Here is an 18154-nt window from a genome sequence, read left to right on the forward strand (position 1 = left end):
GAGCGAATATTTTTATGTCACGCTTATGCATACTAGGAAAGTAAGCCAGACACCATTAAAAATTATGTCAATTAAACGTAATGCTATTGCTAATTATATCGGCCAGATTTACCTGACACTGTCTGGTATTTTAGTTGTCCCTCTTTATATTCAACATCTTGGAATGGAAGCCTACGGGTTAGTTGGCTTTTTTTCAATTCTATTGACGTGGCTGCAATTGCTTGATGCAGGCGTTTCGACAACATTGATGCGTGAAGCTGCACGCTATCGTGCAAACCAGAAAGAGTTTGTTTGGTTTCCATCGCTCTTTGCTGCCCTGACGAAGTTCTTTCTGATTTCAACGTTGTTGCTTGTGGTGCTGGGCTGGCTTGCGACGCCGTGGATTGCTACCCATTGGCTGGATGCTAAACATCTTCCTGCAAATGATGTAGTGATGGCCGTGGGTATTATGGTGATTACTGCAGCTATACGTTGGCGCACCAGTCCTTATCGCAGCGTTATTGTTGGGTTTGAGCATCAAGTCTGGCTGAACGGCGTTAACTTAATCATTACGACCTTACGCACTTTCGGTGCCGTTCTCGTCATACAAATTTTCCCTAATCCCGTCCTGACTTTCTTTTTCTGGCAATTGTTGGTTTCAGTGGTGGAAGCCGCATGCTGTATTTATAAGGCGTGCCAACTTGTTCCACGCGAAGCGCGCCAAGAGAAACGTGAAGATCTTAAAGAGGTGCTGAAACCTTTCTTACGTTTCGCGCTGAGCGCGGCGTTTTCTAGTGCTGTATGGACATTTATTTCGCAAATTGATCGGCTGGTACTCTCTAAAACCCTGCCACTGAGCGAATACGGTTCGTTTACTGTTGTCGCTACAGCCGCCACGGGTATTTTACTGCTTAGTAGCCCAATTATGCAGGCTATTGTGCCCCGCATGACAGGAATGAAAACGCGTTCAGGCAGCGGCGACACTGAATCTTTGCAGCTCTACCGCTACACCACCCAAGCCGTTTCTATCTTTATGGCACCGCTCAGTATAACTATCGCGTTTTACGCAGGCCCCTTGCTTTGGGCATGGACCCAGAAGCAGCAGATAGTTGATGAGATGTCATTTATTCTCAGCCTGTATGCGTTAGGAAGTGGTATTCAAGCAATATGTGGGTTGCTCTATCATCTGCAATATGTGAACGGTAATCTTAAGCTGCATATGAAAGGTTTCACTTTCTTTGCCATCGTGTTGGTTCCCCTCAATATCTGGTCAGCGGTCCATTTTGGCGCGTTGGGCACCGGTTGGTTATGGCTAGGACAGAATGTTTTCTATCTCACAGGATGGGCATGGTTGGTGCATCGGCGATTTGCACCAGGCATTCATTTTTCCTGGTTAACACGTGATGTAATGATGGTCTGGGCCGTATCAGCACTGATTGCCTGGCTCAGCACGTTACTTCCCATTGAGTGGAATCAAAATCGTTGGATCAATCTGCTGTGGCTTGGGCTGATTGGCTTGGTAAATTTATCGGTGTGTTGTCTGCTGCACAGCCTGGTGATTAAGCGTTTGAAAACGCCTTTGCTCAAGAGATTTAACCTGGAGGGAAGAGGATGACAATGCTGACTTCACGCGATGGCCCTACGGTATCAGTGATTGTGCCGAACTGGAATTGCAAACCTTGGTTGGCTGAAGCCATGACTTCACTGTTGCGCCAGTCCTCACCCCCTGAAGAAATCATTGTTATTGATGATGGTTCAACAGATGGCAGCGTTGAATGGTTAACCGATCTGGCAGCGCGCCATCCACACGTTACCTTGCTTCGTAACGAGCGCAGCGGAGTGAGTGCTGCACGAATGAAGGGATTAGCCGCCGCAAGCGGCGACTACATCTATTTCATGGACGCAGATGATTTTGTTTCAACCGAACTGTTTGCTGATTTTCGCCGCGTGAAGGCTCGCCATTCAGGCATTGAGCTGTTCTGTTTCGGGGCAAAGATGTTTTTTGACCTGCCAGCCTATCAGCGGGAATATCAGTTGATTCATCAGCGTCATATCAGCGGCTTGTTGTCGGGTGGCAGTGATACATTGATGAAACTGATGAAATCGCAGTCGGCTCATCGTGTGGTCTGGAGCAGTATTATTTCGCGCGAGCTGATTAATCGATTATCTATCGGTTTTTTATCGATTCAAAATCACGAAGACGCGCCCTATATGTTTGCGCTTTATATGCAGGCTAACCAAATTTATCTCACTAGCCAGAGCTACTATTACAAACGTTTTTTGCTAAGTTCCTTGTCGCAAAGTACGCGAGATTTTTCCTGGATTGAAAATTACTTTATCGCTCGCGAAAGCAGTGAAACTTTTTTAAAAAACCAGGGATTAGAAATCGATGAGGAATTACTGGATGATTATTATCAAACAATAATGCAGGGATGCTTAAGTCAGATTCGTAAGAACACTATGCAAATTCCTGCTGTCTGGCGCGCACCGGTTGAACGCCTGGTACGCAAAGTCACTCAACAAAATCCGCGCATGAAACTTTTGTGGTATTGCCCAACGCTTTTCGTGGGACTCCAGGCTTGCCGCAATCGATTGTCCCGCTACTCACCTAAGCGCTGATATTGATCAAATTCAGTTGCACAGGATAAATTTACTTTTGCGCCAGAGCACTTTACCATTCTGGCGCACATTTACCCGTGCACTGACTTTCACGATCGCTTCCGCCCTTCAGGAGAGTGCATGCTTTATCCTATCGTCCGTCCGGCGCTATTTAAGCTCGATCCCGAGCGCGCACACGAACTCACCTTTCAGCAATTGCGTTTTATCAGTGGCACACCGCTGGAAGCATTGATTCGCCAGAATCTGCCCTCCCGTCCGGTAACTTGCATGGGATTGACCTTCAAAAACCCGCTGGGTCTTGCAGCCGGCCTTGATAAAAATGCGGAATGTATTGATGCTTTTGCGGCCATGGGCTTTGGCTTTGTAGAAGTGGGAACGGTAACGCCGCGAGCACAGGCCGGTAATGATAAACCGCGTATGTTTCGTTTAATCCAGGCGGAAGGGATTATCAATCGCATGGGCTTTAATAATCTGGGTGTCGATCATCTGGTAGAGAATGTCAAAAAGGCGCGGTTTAATGGCATCCTCGGCATTAATATTGGTAAAAATAAAGACACGCCGGTTGAGCAGGGCAAAGACGATTATCTGATTTGCATGGAAAAGGTGTATGCCCATGCTGGCTACATCGCCATTAATATCTCTTCGCCTAATACGCCCGGTTTACGCACTTTACAATATGGCGAAGCGTTAGATGATCTACTTTCGGCGATTAAAGCAAAACAAAAAGAGCTAGAGCAGCGTCACCTTAAATATGTCCCAGTGGCCGTAAAAATTGCCCCAGATCTTTCCGAAGAGGAGTTGGTGCAGGTTGCGGACAGTTTAATACGTCACCAAATTGATGGTGTCATTGCCACCAATACAACGCTTGATCGATCACTGGTCAGCGGGCTGAAATATTGTGACGAGGCGGGTGGGTTGAGCGGGCGTCCTGTGCAGTCGCGCAGCACTGCGGTGATCCAACGCCTGTCACAAGAGCTGAAAGGAAGCTTACCGATTATTGGTGTTGGCGGTATTGATTCCCTGACGGCAGCACGTGAAAAAATGGCGGCCGGTGCAACCTTAGTTCAAATTTATTCTGGCTTTATCTATAAAGGGCCGGGGTTAATTAAAGATATCGTGACCCATCTCTAAGACAATTCTCACAATATAGCGCCGGGGGGTTTATTTCTCCCTTCGGCTCGTTTATATTTTGGCCTGTTACGCGCTTTTCAGCTTTTCCTTATGTCATTTATTTCGCACTTTTTCGCGTAATTAGACACAGCGGTTTACTACAGGGCACTCCATGAAAATCAAACCTGATGACAACTGGCGTTGGTATTTTGACGCTGACCATGACCGGATGATGCTTGATCTGGCAGACGGTATGCTTTTTCGTTCCCGTTATTCCCGCAAAATGCTCACACCCGATGCATTCAACGAATCAGGCTTTTGCGTCGATGACGCCGCGCTTTATTTCACTTTTGAAGAGAAGTGTCGTCACAGTGAATTAAGCCATAATCAACGCGCCGAACTAGTATTGAATGCATTGGTTGCCGCACGCTTCCTTAAACCGCTGATGCCTAAAAGTTGGCATTTTTCCAGCTGCCAGCAAAGTGTGCAGCCAGCCATGGGTGAAATAGTGGAAGTGACGTTGGCTGACAGCGGTGAGCAAGCACGTTTGCTGGTGGTTGAAAACGGTGATAACGCGGCACTCTGTCTGCTGGCGCAACCTGCCTTAACACTCGCCGGTAAAGGCATGGTATTGGGGGATGCAATCAAGGTGATGAACGACCGTTTGCAGCCGCAGCAACAGGAAATTGCACCGCGCTACGCTCGCGCGGTGTAATCGCGTTAAGCCAGTTCGATATTTCCCGCCGGGATACAGCTACAACTCAAAATGGTGCCATCACTGCGAATGGCACTCTGCTTCAACGCTTTGACCTCGCCTGAAACCAACGTCATTTTACAGCTGCCGCACAAGCCAGCCCGACACGAATAGGGAATGCGGAAACCCTGCATCTCGAGCTGCTCCAGCAGAACCTGCTGATTGTCACCGCTAAATTGTTGCCCTTGATAGTCAATAGTGAGTTCCGCTTTTGCCTGCCGCTGCGGCTTTAGCGTTTGCACAACGGCTCCCGCACCATAAGCGCGCGGCGTATGGCGTTTTGTCACCGTCACTTCATCGCCTACGCGAATAATGCCGCTGTTGCGGGCAACCAGGTTAAGACCAAAATCGATGTCGCCGCTGCCATCTTGCGCACTACGGAAGCGCTGTAATGTGGCGAGGGGCTGACCATCAGGATGTTTGCGGCCGCTCTCTGGGCTCACGGTGGTAAAAATGCAGCGGCTACAAGGTTTCGGCACTTCAAACGTTACGCCCCCGACCTGCAGTTCAGCCCAGTTATCTTCATCCCAGGCTGCCGCACCATTCACCACCAAATTGGGGCGAAATTGTTCTATGCGCACGCTGGCAGGCGATCGCTGTTGCAAATCGTGTAAAGAAGCACTGTTGATCAGCAAGAAAGGGTAGCCATCGGCGAAACCCAGCGGCACGGTTGCGAAGTTTTTGACCCGGCGAGAAGGCTGCGCGCCTATCCAGCGCAACTCTACCTCACGCGGAAAGAAGCCGCTTAACCACTGATTAATGGTATCCGGCGCAATCCGTGAGGTAAAATGGTTGCCCCACACCTCGGTAGGTTTTTCCTGCGGGGCAAAATCACTAAAGCGAATCAGCGACTGGCTTCCATCCGGGGCTTGTAGAAACAGCCCATCCGGTAATATTGCCGGTGTAAAACGCACCATCTCAGGATACTGACGCGCAGTAATGAAGGTGCCATTCGGTTCGGTCAACATGAAGATGCGATCAAACGCCAATCCGCTCTCCAGAACCTGCGCGTGTGAGAGGTGCAATCCGCGCATCGACTTAACAGGATGAATAAATAAGCGGGAAAGCGTGATCATGGTGTTCTCCTTGAAACCAGGCGCGAAAGACAAAAGAAGCTAACTTTATGACATAGGTCTCTGATTCGCTATAATGCGCAACAATTTTCTCAAGAGTAAGAAGTGACGATATGAATTCTCTGTTTGCCAGCACGGCGCGTGGGCTCGAAGAGCTGTTAAAAAGTGAGCTAGACGCGCTGGGCGCGCAAGATTTGCAAGTGGTGCAGGGAGGCGTTCACTTCGAAGCTGATGACCGCATCATGTATCAAAGCCTGATGTGGAGCCGTCTGGCGTCGCGTATTCTGCTGCCGCTGGGCGAGTTTGGTGTCTACAGCGATCTCGATCTCTACCTTGGCGTGCAGAGCGTTGACTGGACAACCATGTTTGGCAGCGACAAAACCTTCGTGGTGCATTTCAGCGGCACCAATGATGCGATCCGTAATAGTCAGTTTGGTGCATTGAAAGTTAAAGACGCCATTGTTGACAGTTTCACCCGCAAAAATCTGGAACGTCCTAACGTTGACCGTGAACAGGCGGATATTCGTATCAACGTCTGGTTGAATAACGATCGTGCCAGTATTGCGCTGGATCTCAGCGGCAGTTCGCTGCATCAGCGTGGCTATCGTCAGCAAACGGGTCAGGCGCCGCTTAAAGAAAACCTTGCGGCTGCGATTGTACTGCGTTCTGGCTGGCAGCCGACTACGCCGTTGATCGACCCTATGTGCGGTTCCGGTACGCTGTTGATTGAAGCGGCTTTAATCGCCAGCGATCGCGCGCCGGGTCTGCTGCGCAAACACTGGGGCTTTACCGCCTGGAGCCAGTTCAACGCGGCATTGTGGTCTGAAGTAAAAACTGAAGCCCAAACGCGTGCTCGCGCCGGTACCGCAGCCACCGAAGCGCGTTTCTTTGGTTACGACAACAACGTACGTGTATTGGAATGGGCACAGGCGAACGCTCGTCGCGCGGGCGTATTCGAGCTGTTTACCTTTGGCCAACAAGATTTGTTGAAGCTGAAAAATCCGCTGCCAGCAGAGGTTCACGGCACGGTTTTGAGCAACCCGCCTTATGGTGAGCGACTGGATAGTGAACCGGCGTTGATTGCGCTGCACAGCCAGCTTGGCCGTATTATGAAGCAGCACTTTGGTGGCTGGAATTTGTCGCTGTTTAGCGCCTCGCCCGAACTGCTGAGCTGCTTGCAACTGCGTGCCGATCGTCAGTTCAAAGCTAAAAACGGCCCATTGGACTGCGTACAGAAAAACTATCAGCTGGCGGTTAACAGCAGCGAAAGCGCTAACCAGATTGCCGAAGATTATGCGAACCGCTTGCGCAAAAACCTCAAGAAGCTTGAGAAGTGGGCGCGTCAGGAAAAAATTGAAAGCTACCGTATTTATGATGCCGATCTGCCAGACTATAACGTAGCCGTCGATCGCTACGCCGATTGGGTCATTATTCAGGAATATGCACCACCGAAAACTATCGATCCGAATAAAGCACGCCAACGTCTCTTTGACGTGATCAGCGCGACGCTGACCGTGCTAGAGCTGCCAGCAGATCGCCTGATCCTGAAAACGCGTGAACGTCAGAAAGGCAAAGCGCAGTATCAGAAGCTGAGCGAAAAGGGCGATTACTTTGAGGTGCAGGAGTTTAATGCACGCTTCTGGGTAAACCTGACTGATTATCTCGACACCGGCCTGTTCCTCGATCACCGCATCGCGCGTAAGATGCTGGGCCAAATGAGTCAGGGCAAGGATTTCCTTAATCTGTTTGCTTATACCGGCACCGCCAGCGTTCACGCCGGACTGGGTGGCGCACGCTCTACTACCACAGTTGATATGTCACGTACCTATCTGGAGTGGGCAGAACGTAACCTGCGCCTGAACGGCCTGACTGGACGTCAGCATCGCCTGATGCAGGCAGATTGTCTGAGCTGGCTGAACGAAAGTGATGAGAACTTTGATCTGATCTTTATTGATCCGCCGACCTTCTCTAACTCCAAACGCATGGAAGAAAGCTTCGACGTGCAGCGCGATCACATGATGTTGATGCGTAATTTAAAACGCCTGCTGCGTCGGGGCGGCACCATCATGTTCTCGAACAATAAACGTGGTTTCAAAATGGATCTGGAAGGGCTGAAGGAATTAGGTCTGCAAGCGCAGGATATCACCCAGAAAACCCAGTCGCAGGATTTCGCGCGTAACCGTCATATACACAACTGCTGGCTGATCACTCACGCCGGTAAGGAATAAGTTTACATGTCATTAATCAGTATTCACGGCGCCTATCTCTCTTTCAGCGATGCGCCGTTATTAGATAACACCGAACTGCACATTGAAGAAAATGAACGCGTCTGTTTAGTCGGGCGCAACGGTGCAGGCAAATCCACCTTGATGAAAATCATTAATGGTGAACAACCGCTGGATGATGGTCGCATCATTTATGAGACCGATCTGGTGGTTGCACGTCTGCAACAGGATCCACCGCGCAATATCACCGGTTCAGTTTACGATTTCGTGGCTGAAGGCGTGGAAGAGCAGGCTGAACACCTGAAAGCCTATCACGCTATTTCCCATGTGGTAATGGAAGATCCCAGCGATAAGAACCTCAATGAGATGGCTCGTCTGCAAGGCATTCTTGATCATCAAAACTTGTGGCAGCTCGAAAGCCGCATTAATGACGTGTTGCAGCAGATTGGACTGGAACCCGATACCGAGCTTTCTTCGCTGTCGGGGGGGTGGCTGCGTAAGGCCGCTTTAGGCCGCGCGCTGGTGAGTAATCCTCGCGTTTTAATGCTGGATGAGCCAACCAACCACCTCGATATTGAAACTATCGATTGGCTGGAAACGTTCCTGAAAACCTTTACCGGCAGCATTGTGTTTATCTCGCACGACCGTTCTTTCATTCGCAATATGGCAACCCGTATTGTCGATCTCGATCGCGGCAAACTGGTTTCCTGGCCGGGCAATTACGATCTTTATCTTGAAGGTAAAGAAGAAGCACTGCGCGTTGAAGAGATGCAGAACGCCGAATTTGACCGCAAACTGGCGCAGGAAGAAGTGTGGATTCGTCAGGGTATCAAAGCGCGCCGTACGCGTAACGAAGGCCGCGTGCGTGCGTTAAAAGCGTTACGTCGTGAGCATTCAGAACGTCGTGAAGTAATGGGCAAAGCCAATATGCAGGTCGGTGAAGCCTCACGTTCCGGTAAGATTGTTTTCGAAATGGAAAACGTCGATTACTCAGTGGGCGGCAAAACGCTGGTGAAGGACTTCTCTTCACAAGTGCAGCGCGGCGATAAGATCGCTTTAATCGGACCCAACGGCTGCGGCAAAACGACGTTGCTGCGTTTGATGTTGCAGCAGTTGAAAGCAGACAGCGGACGCGTACATTCCGGTACCAAACTTGAAGTCGCTTACTTCGATCAGCATCGCGCTGAACTCGATCCCGATCGTACCGTGATGGATAACCTGGCGGAAGGTAAGCAGGAAGTGCTGGTCAACGGTAAGCCGCGCCATGTGCTGGGTTATTTACAGGACTTCTTGTTCCACCCGAAACGCGCAATGACACCCGTGCGTGCGTTGTCGGGCGGGGAGCGCAACCGTCTTTTACTGGCGCGTCTGTTCCTGCGTCCAAGTAACCTGATGATTCTCGATGAACCGACCAATGACCTCGACGTTGAAACGCTGGAACTGTTGGAAGAGCTGATTGATGGATATCAGGGCACCGTTTTGCTGGTGAGCCACGATCGTCAGTTCGTCGATAACACCGTAACGGAGTGCTGGATTTTTGAAGGCAACGGCGAAATTGGTACTTTTGTCGGGGGTTATCATGACGCACAGCAGCAGCGTGCGGCTTACAAACAGCAGAAATCGGTTACAGCGTCAAAAGCGCCAGGCACAGCGGCTAAACCTGCGGCAGAAAAAAATGATTCTGCCAAACGCAGCGCCAACAAACTAAGCTATAACCTGGCGCGCGAGCTTGAACAGTTACCGCAAAAGCTTGAGCAGCTGGAAGCGAAAATCGGCGAATTACAGGCAAAAATGAGCCATCCTGATTTCTTCAGTCAGCCACATGATAAAACCCAGCCGGTTTTAGATGAACTGGCTCAGACTGAACAAAATCTGGAAACCGCTTTTGCTCGCTGGGAAGAGCTTGAGTCACTGAAAAACGGCGGGTAGTTAAAAGGAATAAGGGATGTGTTCAGCAGATAAAACTGGCGCGTGGATGCTCTGTCCACAATGCGATTTGATGGTCAGACTGCCGGACATTCCTGTTGGCAGCCGTGCATCTTGTCCGCGCTGCCATACCACCTTGACGGCCAACTGGCACGAACCGCGTAAAAGACCCACCGGCTATGCGCTGGCGGCGTTGTTCATGCTGTTATTGGCCAATCTCTTCCCGTTTATCACCATGAAAGTGGCGGGGATCAGCAGCCAAATTTCCTTAATGGAAATACCTCAGGTGATGGTTTCTGAAGATTACAGCAGCCTCGCCACGCTGTTTTTATTGGTGGTACAAGGCATTCCTGCCTTTTGTATGCTCACGATTATTCTGTTGGTTAATCCCATTAAGATGCCTGCCGGTGTGAAACGGATTTTGGCACGCGTGCTTTTCCAGCTTCGCAGTTGGGGCATGGCCGAAATTTTTATGGCTGGCGTGCTGGTGAGTTTCGTTAAACTCATGGCGTATGGCGACATCGGATTGCAAACCAGCTTTTGGCCTTGGTGTCTGTTTTGCCTGCTACAACTGCGCGCTTTTCAGTGCGTTGATCGCCGCGAATTGTGGCAGAACATTGCGCCAATGCCTGCGTTAAGGCATCCACCTGAAGTGGGCGTTACGGGCTTGCGTCAGGGATACCGTTCTTGTCCTTGTTGTACGGCAATTCTGGCGGTTGATCAGCCTGCATGCACACGTTGCGGCGTGGTCGCTGGTGCACGCCGCAAGCACAGTCTGCAATGGACGCTGGCGCTGCTGCTCACCTCAGTCATGCTCTATGTTCCTGCTAATCTGTTGCCTATCATGGTGACTGAAACCCTTGGCAATGCGTATCCCTCCAATATTATGGCGGGTGTTATTTTGCTGTGGAGTGATGGCTCCTATCCGGTCGCGCTGGTGATTTTCATCGCCAGTATTATGGTACCGACCTTGAAGATGTTGGCCATTGGCTGGCTTTGCTGGGATGCCAGCGGACGTGGACGCCGTGACAGCCACAGAATGCATCTGATTTATGAAGTGGTCGAGTTTGTTGGCCGTTGGTCGATGATCGACGTATTTGTGATTGCTGTGCTCTCTGCGCTGGTGCGCATGGGGCAATTAATGAAGGTCTATCCAGCGTGGGGAGCCGTGTTGTTTGCGCTGGTGGTCATTTTGACCATGATTGCTGCGATGACTTTTGACCCACGTTTGACTTGGGATCGTGTTCGCGAAAATAAATTAAAGGAGCCGCGCCTTGACGGAAACTAACCACGGGCATGCCAAAGTGGAACAGATTAAGCGCTGGTCGCCGGTCTGGATTGTCCCCATCGTGACACTGCTGATTGGCGGATGGATTTTGTTCTATCACTTCAGCCATCAAGGCCCGGAAGTGACGCTGATTACTGAAAATGCCGAAGGAATTGAAGCAGGAAAAACTACCATTAAAAGTCGCAGCGTTGATGTAGGTATCGTCGAAAGTGCGGTACTGACTGACGATTTACATCACGTTGAAATCAAGGCGCGCTTAAATTCCGGGATGGAAAAACTGTTACACAGCGATTCGGTTTTTTGGGTGGTCAAGCCGCAGGTAGGTCGCGAAGGAATATCCGGTTTGGGCACTTTACTTTCCGGGGCGTATATCGAATTACAACCGGGCAGTAAGAATGAGCAGGCAGAACAATATCAGCTGTTGGATGCACCTCCGCTCGCACCACCCGATGCCAAGGGCATTCGCATTACACTCGACAGTAAAAAAGCTGGGCAGCTGAATGCTGGTGATCCGGTGCTGTTCCGCGGCTATCGCGTAGGTACGGTGGAAACCAGCACCTTTGACACCGACAAGCGCATGATGACTTATCAACTGTTTATCGCCGCGCCTTATGATCGTCTTGTCACCACCAATGTGCGTTTCTGGAAAGACAGCGGAATAGCCGTGGATATGTCAGCGTCAGGTATGCGTGTCGAGATGGGCTCCTTAACCACGCTGTTCAGCGGCGGTGTTAGTTTTGACGTGCCGGATGGCTGGGAGCTCGGAAAAGCGGCAGAGAACAAATCAGATTATCATCTGTTTGACGATCAGCGCAGTATTCAGGATTCGCTCTATACCAATCACATTGATTACCTGATGTTCTTCACCGATTCGATTCGTGGTTTGCAGGCAGGTGCGCCGGTAGAGTTCCGTGGAATTCGTCTGGGTACAGTTTCTGAAGCACCGTTTATGAAAGCGGGAGTGGATCAGGCGCTGAACAATGATTATCGCGTTCCTGTGTTAATACGTATTGAACCAGACCGCTTTATTAGCCGTTTGGGTGAAAACTTCGATCTTGAGCAACATTTGCAAGATGGTAAAAAACGCGGCCTGCGTGCCACGCTGAAAACAGGCAATTTGCTCTCTGGCTCGCTGTATGTTGATCTCGACTTCTACGATAACGCGCCTGCCTATAAAGGACCGGAAAAGATCTCGGGTTATGAAATCATTCCTACCGTAAGCGGCGGTTTAAGTCAGATTCAACAAAAACTGATGGCGGCTCTGGATAAAATTAATGGCTTGCCGCTGGACGGTATGATTACCCAAGCGACCGGCACATTGAAAGAAAGCCAGCGCACTATGCGTGATCTGCAGCGTACTATTGATAACGTCAACAATCTTACTGGCAGTCCGGCGATGAAAACCTTGCCGGAAGATATGCAGCAAACCCTGCGAGAGTTGAATCGCAGCATGAAAGGTTTGCAGCCGGGATCCCCTGCATACAGCAAATTGGTCGGCGATATGCAACGCCTGGATCAGGTATTGCGAGAACTGCAACCTGTGCTGAAGACACTGAATACCAAGAGTAATGCATTGGTGTTTGAGGCCAAACCGGGACAAGATCCCCAGCCAAAGAGGGCAAAATAGTGAAAAAAGGGTTAATACTTTTTGCCGCGCTCGCGCTGAGTGCATGCAGTAGCACCATTGATACGACCTATTATCAGCTGCCTTCCGGGGCAGCTTCAATGCAGGTCAATAGCGCCAGTCAGATGCAAGGCCAACCCACACTGTGGGTGCAGCAGGTGACGGTGCCAGATTATCTGGCGGGTAACGGCCTGGTTTATCAAACCAGCGATGTTAAGTACGTTATCGCAGCCAATAATCTTTGGGCGAGTCCGCTGGATCAGCAACTGCAGCAAACGTTAATTACTAATCTCAGCAAAGCCTTACCGGGAAGGCTGGTTTCAGGTTCGCCATTGGGTGCCCAACATGACACGTTGAACGTAACAGTGACAGGTTTCCAGGGACGCTACGATGGACAAGCAGTCATCAGCGGTGAGTGGACACTAGAACATCAAGGAAGGTTAACGAAACGCGCGTTTAATCTGACCTTACCGCAGAAAGAAGATGGCTATGATGCGTTGGTCAGAACGCTGGCTTTAGGCTGGCAACAAACGGCACAACAAATCGCCAATAGTGCGGTTGAAATAAATTAAGAATAGTACGAGCATCATCTAAGCCCTTGATTAATCATGATGTTAACGTTGTGATGGTCAGGGGCTTTTTCTTAGACGAATCAGCGAGATAGCACAGCAATCTCTGTCACAAAACTCAAACTCTTTTTCAGATACAGGTCACAATTATGAAATTGGCGTGAATATTGCGCATTGATCTTTCTCTTCAGAGCGGGTAGAACATTAGAGTGGTTGAACATTAATTCACCACCTTTTTCTTTCCACCAGATTCCACCGACCTGATATGAGGGACACGGAGTATGAAGAGACAGAAACGAGACCGCCTCGAGCGCGCCCATTCACGAGGTTACCAAGCAGGTATTACAGGACGCTCAAAAGAGATGTGTCCGTATCAATTGATTGACGCTAAGTCTCACTGGTTGGGAGGTTGGCGACAAGCCATGGAGGACAGATCGGCGGCGGTTGCCTAACCGAATGTCACTGAAAAGGGAAAAACCTCCGCTGAACGCGGAGGTTTTCGTTTCTGTCATTTAGAATGCGGTAGTGTCTTTAAACAGACCTACTTTTAAATCGCTGGCGGAATAAATCAGATTGCCGTCAACAAACACTTCGCCATCTGCCACGCCCATTACCAGTTTACGGTTAATGACGCGTTTGAAATGAATGCGGTAAGTCACTTTTTTCGCTTCTGGCAGCACCTGACCGGTGAATTTCACTTCGCCCACGCCCAATGCACGGCCTTTGCCTTCGCCACCTAACCAGCCCAGATAGAAGCCAACTAACTGCCACATAGCATCTAAGCCCAGGCAGCCTGGCATTACTGGATCGCCGATAAAATGGCAGCCGAAGAACCACAAATCTGGATTGATATCTAATTCGGCTTCAACAAAACCTTTATCAAATTTTCCGCCGTCTTCGGTCATTTTGACGACGCGGTCCATCATCAGCATGTTGCCTGACGGAAGCGGTGGGCCGTTCTCGCCAAACAATTCACCGCGACCAGATAAAATCAGGTCTTCTTTGGTATAGGATTCGCGTTTATCTACCATGTTCTCAATAAGCCTTGTTTTAGTGAATCACGAATACTAGCGAACAGTTGTACGCTGAGCAAATCGGATTAGCGGTGGTTAAACCAGTTGAGCCAACGTAGCGGCCACGGACGATGTGAAATGTCCTGTTGTTGGTTCAGCTGGCTGATGCGTTCCTGAATAGTGCCCAGCAAACAATCGCCTTCGACATTTTCTATATTCCACTCTTTACCGGTTAACAAAGGCAGGGCTTCGTCGGCACGATCAATCGCCCAAATGTGGAACCGACCTTGTTCAACGGCATTCACCACTTCCTGATTCAGGCAAAGATGGCGAACATTACAGGCTGGAATAATTACACCTTGCTGGCCAGTAAGTTCACGCTGATGGCAAATATCAAAGAAGCCTTCAATCTTTTCATTTAATCCGCCAACTGGCTGGACATTACCGAACTGATCAACAGAACCGGTAACGGCGATCTGCTGATTTACTGGCTGATTCGCCAACGCACTGATTAATGCACAAAGTTCAGCTAATGAGGCGCTGTCACCATCGACTTCTGAATAAGATTGTTCGAACACCAGCGATGCTGAGAAGGGCAGTTGTTGTTCAAGCTCGAGTTCGGCAATCAAATATGCCTGCATGATCATCATACCTTTGGCATGGATATTCCCGCCAAGCTCGGCTTTACGCTCAACGTCGGTAAACTCACCGTCGCCAGGATGAACCACACAGGTAATACGTGAAGGATCACCCCATGCACGTGGATGGCCAGGATATTCCACTACTGACAATCCATTTATCTGACCAACCACTTCGCCTTCGGTTTCAATCAAAATCTGCTTCAGCAGAATTTCATCACGCATTCGCTCGTTCAGATAATTTTCACGCCATAAGCGCGCATCAAGTGCATCGCGCAAGGTTTCCGCGCTAATGCTTTCACCCATTAAGGATGATTCACGTATCTGTCGCAGCAACCAGCGAGGACAAAGTGGCAACGTTTCCTGATCGCCACTGTACCGGACACCTTCTTTGATTAGCTCTGGCCAAAAATCGGCTTCAGGTATCGGCAGGTTGGCTTGCTTGGCTAAATCCACTGTCCAGCGGCACCACGAGAACATGTCATCCTCATCCAGCACTTGAATGTTTTCTTCAAATTCAGTGTAGATGGACATTTCGTGGGTTTCAGGATCGAGCTCCTGAAATTCAGCTAAGGCTTCGCGATCGCCACAAAGCACCAGATTAAGCTGAAGTGGAAGAGGTGGAATCGACACCGGTAGCGGGCGTCGTTCATCCTGAGAAATCCAGTCAACGAAACCTTGCTCAACGCATTTTTTCAGGCGCATCCACAGCAGCGGCTGCGCCAGAAAGGAGCGTAACGACAAAATTAGCGTACCGCCGTTGGCACGGTGAATTAAACCTGGCTCAAGCTGAATGCGATCTTTATGTGAACGAACGCAGCCAAACAATTGCTCCATCTCAATCCATTCCGCAAAATGCACTTCACCTTGACTGGTAAAAGGGCGATCTTTGTTGGAAGGCGGTTGCAACGTGACGTTATCTGCAATGATATGGTAATCACCGCCAAATAATGTGGCTGCATTAGCCGAGAAGCGTTGTGCAGTTTGCGCAATAAGCGAAAGATAATCTCGATTTTCCTGACTGCGAATTAACAACAGAGGAAAACCTTGTGTTTGATGATGTAAATGCGCCAGCGCATTGAGCAGCCGAGGCTGAACCGATGCGAGTGAATCGGTCTCTTCATCAGCAATTCGGGAGAATACGGATTGGTATTGCGAACTATCCGGCTGTAAGTTTTGCCACGTAAGTTGAGTGCTGGTCAAAATAATCGCATTTATCTGATTGAAGAAAAGCGCGATTATACAGGAATCACCCTTGTTAATCACGGCAGAGTTCCAATTGAAGATGTGACGGCGGCAACATGTTTTTCGTTGCTACATCCGGGAAAAAAGCTGTTATTCTTAGATTGTTACGTGATCACGATGAGATTCCGATGAAATACCAGCAACTCGAAAATCTTGAATGTGGATGGAAATGGAAATACCTGGTGAAAAAGCATCGGGAAGGTGAACTGATCACGCGTCACCTTGAGTTAAGTGCGGCGAAAGCTGCGGTAGACGTGCTGTTGGCGATGGAAAACCATCCGGTAGATGTGGGTGAATGGATTGCCCAGCATATTCATCCTGATTTGGATAACCGCCTTAAGCAGACCATCCGCGCGCGCCGAAAGCGTCATTTCAACGCCGAGCATCAACATACCCGCAAAAAATCTATCGATTTGGAATACCTGGTTTGGCAAAGACTGGCAGGGCTAGCGCAACGGCGGAACAGCACTTTGTCTGAAACCATTGTGCAATTGATTGAAGATGCGGAACGTAAAGAGAAGTATGCAACCCAGATGTCGAGCCTTAAACAAGATCTGCAGGCTATCTTGGGAAAATCGAGTACAGAAAATGAATAACGACCTTCTGAATTATTGCTTTATTTTTCCAGCATGATCACCAGATACAAAAAACCCCGCCTGAGCGGGGTTTTTCTTACGTATTAACTTAAGCCTGAGGCTGAGTTACTACGTCTTTGATACCTTTAACGTCGATTTCTACACGACGATCTGGTGCCAGGCAGTCGATCAGGGCGTTACGGCCTTTCACGCTATCACAAGTGTTGCCAGTAACTGGGTTAGATTCACCCATGCCACGTGCAGAGATCTTGTTAGACGGGATACCTTTAGATACCAGGTAATCTACAACTGACTGAGCACGTTTCTCAGACAGTTTCTGGTTGTACTGCTCTGAACCGATGCGATCGGTAAAGCCCAGGACAACAACGGAACCATCTTTAGGATCCATTGAGCTCAGCTGGCTGTACAGCTGATCCAGAGCTTGCTGACCTTCTGGCTTCAGAGAAGCTTTGTTGAAGGTAAACAGAACGTCAGATTTCAGAGTGAAACGCTTGGTTTCAACAACTGGAGCTGGTGCTGGAGCAGGAGCTGGTGCTGGAGCAGCAACATCCTGACCGAAGCGGTAAGAAACGCCTACGCTCAGCATTGTGTTATCAGGACGTGCACCAACGGTACCTGCGTCACCGATGTTGTTAACCCACTGGTAGTCCAGGCGAGTAGCCCAGTTTTGAGTCAGTGCGTACTCAACACCCACTGCTGCCAGCGGAGAAACGCCAGTGTCGTGGTCGCTGATGCGGCCAGTCGTTGGGTTAGTCTGAGTAGAGTCTGCGCGCCATACCATACCACCCAGACGAGTATATACGTCCAGATCGTCAGCAATTGGGTAGCTCAGTTTAGCAGCCAGCTGAACGCCTTGTGCTTTAAATGCGCCGTTAGTCACGTCGCCTTTGTTAGGCATGCGACCCAGCCAGTCATAGCCCAGCTCGAAGCCCAGGTATGGGTTTGCCTGGTAACCAAGGAATGCACCCGCACCCAGTTGGCTTTCATGAGTTGGACCGTCATTGTTCTCGTAACCGTTACCGTAGTAACCAGTATCGTGATACTGAGACCAGCCCAGTTTAGCACCGGTATACCAGGTGTCATCTTTCGGAGCGGCCTGCGCTACGGTAGCGAAGCCAGCCAGTGCCACTGCAATTGCGATAGCTGTCTTTTTCATTTTGCGCCTCGTTATCATCCAAATAGGCAATGAGCAAAAAGGTTGCTCTTGGTTTAAATCCTTCGCCGGGTCAAAACGCTCGCTTATGACTCTACCGAAAAAACGGAGGTTATTGAGCACCCTGGCGAGATAAAGTCTACAACGAGATTGGAAACTTACAAGTATGATGTGAGGCGCTACTGTAAAAAAACAGCCGTTTATACACAAATTCTAACAATTGGCCTTGTATTATCGCCACCGCAAAATGGGTAAAAAAGGTGCTAAGCCATTGTCAATACAGGAGGTAACAGAATCAGTGGCTTAGCGATGAACGATAAGAAAAATAGCCTGAGATAAATC

Annotated in this window: 15 protein-coding genes; 11 read left to right on the top strand and 4 right to left on the bottom strand. The window is 49.5% G+C overall.

Features of this window, described 5'->3' with window-relative positions; translation table 11 throughout:
* The first annotated feature begins 64 nt into the window (after positions 1–64).
* The 4 genes from SC127_RS18975 (at position 65) to SC127_RS18990 (ending at position 4423) form a co-directional block, all read left to right on the top strand.
* On the top strand, positions 65–1594 hold the full coding sequence (locus SC127_RS18975; protein ID WP_332627522.1) for a lipopolysaccharide biosynthesis protein: 1530 nt from the start codon (positions 65–67) through the stop codon (positions 1592–1594).
* Positions 1591–2598, top strand: a complete 1008-nt coding sequence (locus SC127_RS18980; RefSeq protein WP_332627524.1) for a glycosyltransferase family 2 protein — start codon at positions 1591–1593, stop codon at positions 2596–2598. The genes SC127_RS18975 and SC127_RS18980 overlap by 4 nt, the downstream gene beginning before the upstream one ends.
* A gap of 120 nt (positions 2599–2718) precedes the next feature.
* The gene (gene pyrD, locus SC127_RS18985; RefSeq protein WP_215847170.1) at positions 2719–3729 is read left to right on the top strand and encodes a quinone-dependent dihydroorotate dehydrogenase; all 1011 of its coding nucleotides are present in this window, start codon (positions 2719–2721) and stop codon (positions 3727–3729) included.
* Between the two features lie 151 nt (positions 3730–3880).
* Positions 3881–4423, top strand: a complete 543-nt coding sequence (locus tag SC127_RS18990) for a cell division protein ZapC (protein WP_215847169.1) — start codon at positions 3881–3883, stop codon at positions 4421–4423.
* Between the two features lie 5 nt (positions 4424–4428).
* On the opposite strand, the gene SC127_RS18995 is transcribed toward SC127_RS18990, so the two are convergent.
* Entirely contained in the window at positions 4429–5538 is a 1110-nt protein-coding gene (locus SC127_RS18995; protein WP_243078225.1) for a YcbX family protein, read from the bottom strand.
* A 110-nt stretch (positions 5539–5648) separates the two neighbouring features.
* Between SC127_RS18995 and rlmKL the strand changes: the two genes are divergently transcribed.
* From rlmKL to rmf, 6 genes are all read left to right on the top strand, one after another.
* On the top strand, positions 5649–7763 hold the full coding sequence (gene rlmKL / locus SC127_RS19000; protein WP_332627528.1) for a bifunctional 23S rRNA (guanine(2069)-N(7))-methyltransferase RlmK/23S rRNA (guanine(2445)-N(2))-methyltransferase RlmL: 2115 nt from the start codon (positions 5649–5651) through the stop codon (positions 7761–7763).
* A 6-nt stretch (positions 7764–7769) separates the two neighbouring features.
* The gene (locus SC127_RS19005) at positions 7770–9689 is read left to right on the top strand and encodes an ABC transporter ATP-binding protein (protein ID WP_243078224.1); all 1920 of its coding nucleotides are present in this window, start codon (positions 7770–7772) and stop codon (positions 9687–9689) included.
* Between the two features lie 16 nt (positions 9690–9705).
* Positions 9706–10974: a membrane integrity-associated transporter subunit PqiA gene (pqiA, locus tag SC127_RS19010; protein ID WP_332627531.1), complete on the top strand. Its 1269-nt coding sequence runs from the start codon at positions 9706–9708 to the stop codon at positions 10972–10974.
* Entirely contained in the window at positions 10961–12601 is a 1641-nt protein-coding gene (gene pqiB, locus SC127_RS19015; protein WP_243078222.1) for an intermembrane transport protein PqiB, read from the top strand. The genes pqiA and pqiB overlap by 14 nt, the downstream gene beginning before the upstream one ends.
* A complete protein-coding gene (pqiC, locus tag SC127_RS19020) occupies positions 12601–13170 on the top strand; it encodes a membrane integrity-associated transporter subunit PqiC (RefSeq protein ID WP_243078221.1) in 570 nt (189 codons plus the stop codon). Before pqiB ends, pqiC begins: the two co-directional genes overlap by 1 nt.
* Positions 13171–13448: 278 nt before the next feature.
* Positions 13449–13619 carry a ribosome modulation factor gene (rmf, locus tag SC127_RS19025; RefSeq protein ID WP_215847164.1) on the top strand — a complete coding sequence of 57 codons (171 nt, stop codon included), beginning with the start codon at positions 13449–13451 and terminating at the stop codon, positions 13617–13619.
* Between the two features lie 60 nt (positions 13620–13679).
* Here the strand turns inward: rmf and fabA are convergent, their stop codons facing one another.
* Together fabA and SC127_RS19035 are read right to left on the bottom strand one after the other, a co-directional pair.
* The gene (gene fabA, locus SC127_RS19030; RefSeq protein ID WP_243078220.1) at positions 13680–14198 is read right to left on the bottom strand and encodes a bifunctional 3-hydroxydecanoyl-ACP dehydratase/trans-2-decenoyl-ACP isomerase; all 519 of its coding nucleotides are present in this window, start codon (positions 14196–14198) and stop codon (positions 13680–13682) included.
* A 68-nt stretch (positions 14199–14266) separates the two neighbouring features.
* Positions 14267–16084 (bottom strand): AAA family ATPase, encoded by a 1818-nt coding sequence (locus SC127_RS19035; protein WP_215847162.1) that lies wholly within the window; start codon positions 16082–16084, stop codon positions 14267–14269.
* A 107-nt stretch (positions 16085–16191) separates the two neighbouring features.
* Here SC127_RS19035 and matP point away from each other — a divergent pair, with 107 nt between their 5' ends.
* Positions 16192–16659 (top strand): macrodomain Ter protein MatP, encoded by a 468-nt coding sequence (gene matP / locus SC127_RS19040; RefSeq protein ID WP_215847161.1) that lies wholly within the window; start codon positions 16192–16194, stop codon positions 16657–16659.
* A gap of 88 nt (positions 16660–16747) precedes the next feature.
* Here the strand turns inward: matP and ompA are convergent, their stop codons facing one another.
* Complete coding sequence (ompA, locus tag SC127_RS19045) at positions 16748–17815, bottom strand: porin OmpA (protein ID WP_243078219.1); 1068 nt, start codon at positions 17813–17815, stop codon at positions 16748–16750.
* Positions 17816–18154: the final 339 nt, after the last annotated feature.

This window comes from Pantoea sp. T14, from assembly GCF_036663535.1.
GTDB lineage: Bacteria > Pseudomonadota > Gammaproteobacteria > Enterobacterales > Enterobacteriaceae > Pantoea > Pantoea phytostimulans.

Coding starts and splice junctions, on each gene's coding strand:
- fabA (WP_243078220.1), bottom strand. CDS start 14,198: ATGGTAGATAAACGCGAATCCTATACCAAAGAAGACCTGATTTTATCT.
- pyrD (WP_215847170.1), top strand. CDS start 2,719: ATGCTTTATCCTATCGTCCGTCCGGCGCTATTTAAGCTCGATCCCGAG.
- rlmKL (WP_332627528.1), top strand. CDS start 5,649: ATGAATTCTCTGTTTGCCAGCACGGCGCGTGGGCTCGAAGAGCTGTTA.
- SC127_RS18995 (WP_243078225.1), bottom strand. CDS start 5,538: ATGATCACGCTTTCCCGCTTATTTATTCATCCTGTTAAGTCGATGCGC.
- SC127_RS19005 (WP_243078224.1), top strand. CDS start 7,770: ATGTCATTAATCAGTATTCACGGCGCCTATCTCTCTTTCAGCGATGCG.
- rmf (WP_215847164.1), top strand. CDS start 13,449: ATGAAGAGACAGAAACGAGACCGCCTCGAGCGCGCCCATTCACGAGGT.
- SC127_RS18980 (WP_332627524.1), top strand. CDS start 1,591: ATGACAATGCTGACTTCACGCGATGGCCCTACGGTATCAGTGATTGTG.
- pqiA (WP_332627531.1), top strand. CDS start 9,706: ATGTGTTCAGCAGATAAAACTGGCGCGTGGATGCTCTGTCCACAATGC.
- SC127_RS18975 (WP_332627522.1), top strand. CDS start 65: ATGTCAATTAAACGTAATGCTATTGCTAATTATATCGGCCAGATTTAC.
- ompA (WP_243078219.1), bottom strand. CDS start 17,815: ATGAAAAAGACAGCTATCGCAATTGCAGTGGCACTGGCTGGCTTCGCT.
- matP (WP_215847161.1), top strand. CDS start 16,192: ATGAAATACCAGCAACTCGAAAATCTTGAATGTGGATGGAAATGGAAA.
- SC127_RS18990 (WP_215847169.1), top strand. CDS start 3,881: ATGAAAATCAAACCTGATGACAACTGGCGTTGGTATTTTGACGCTGAC.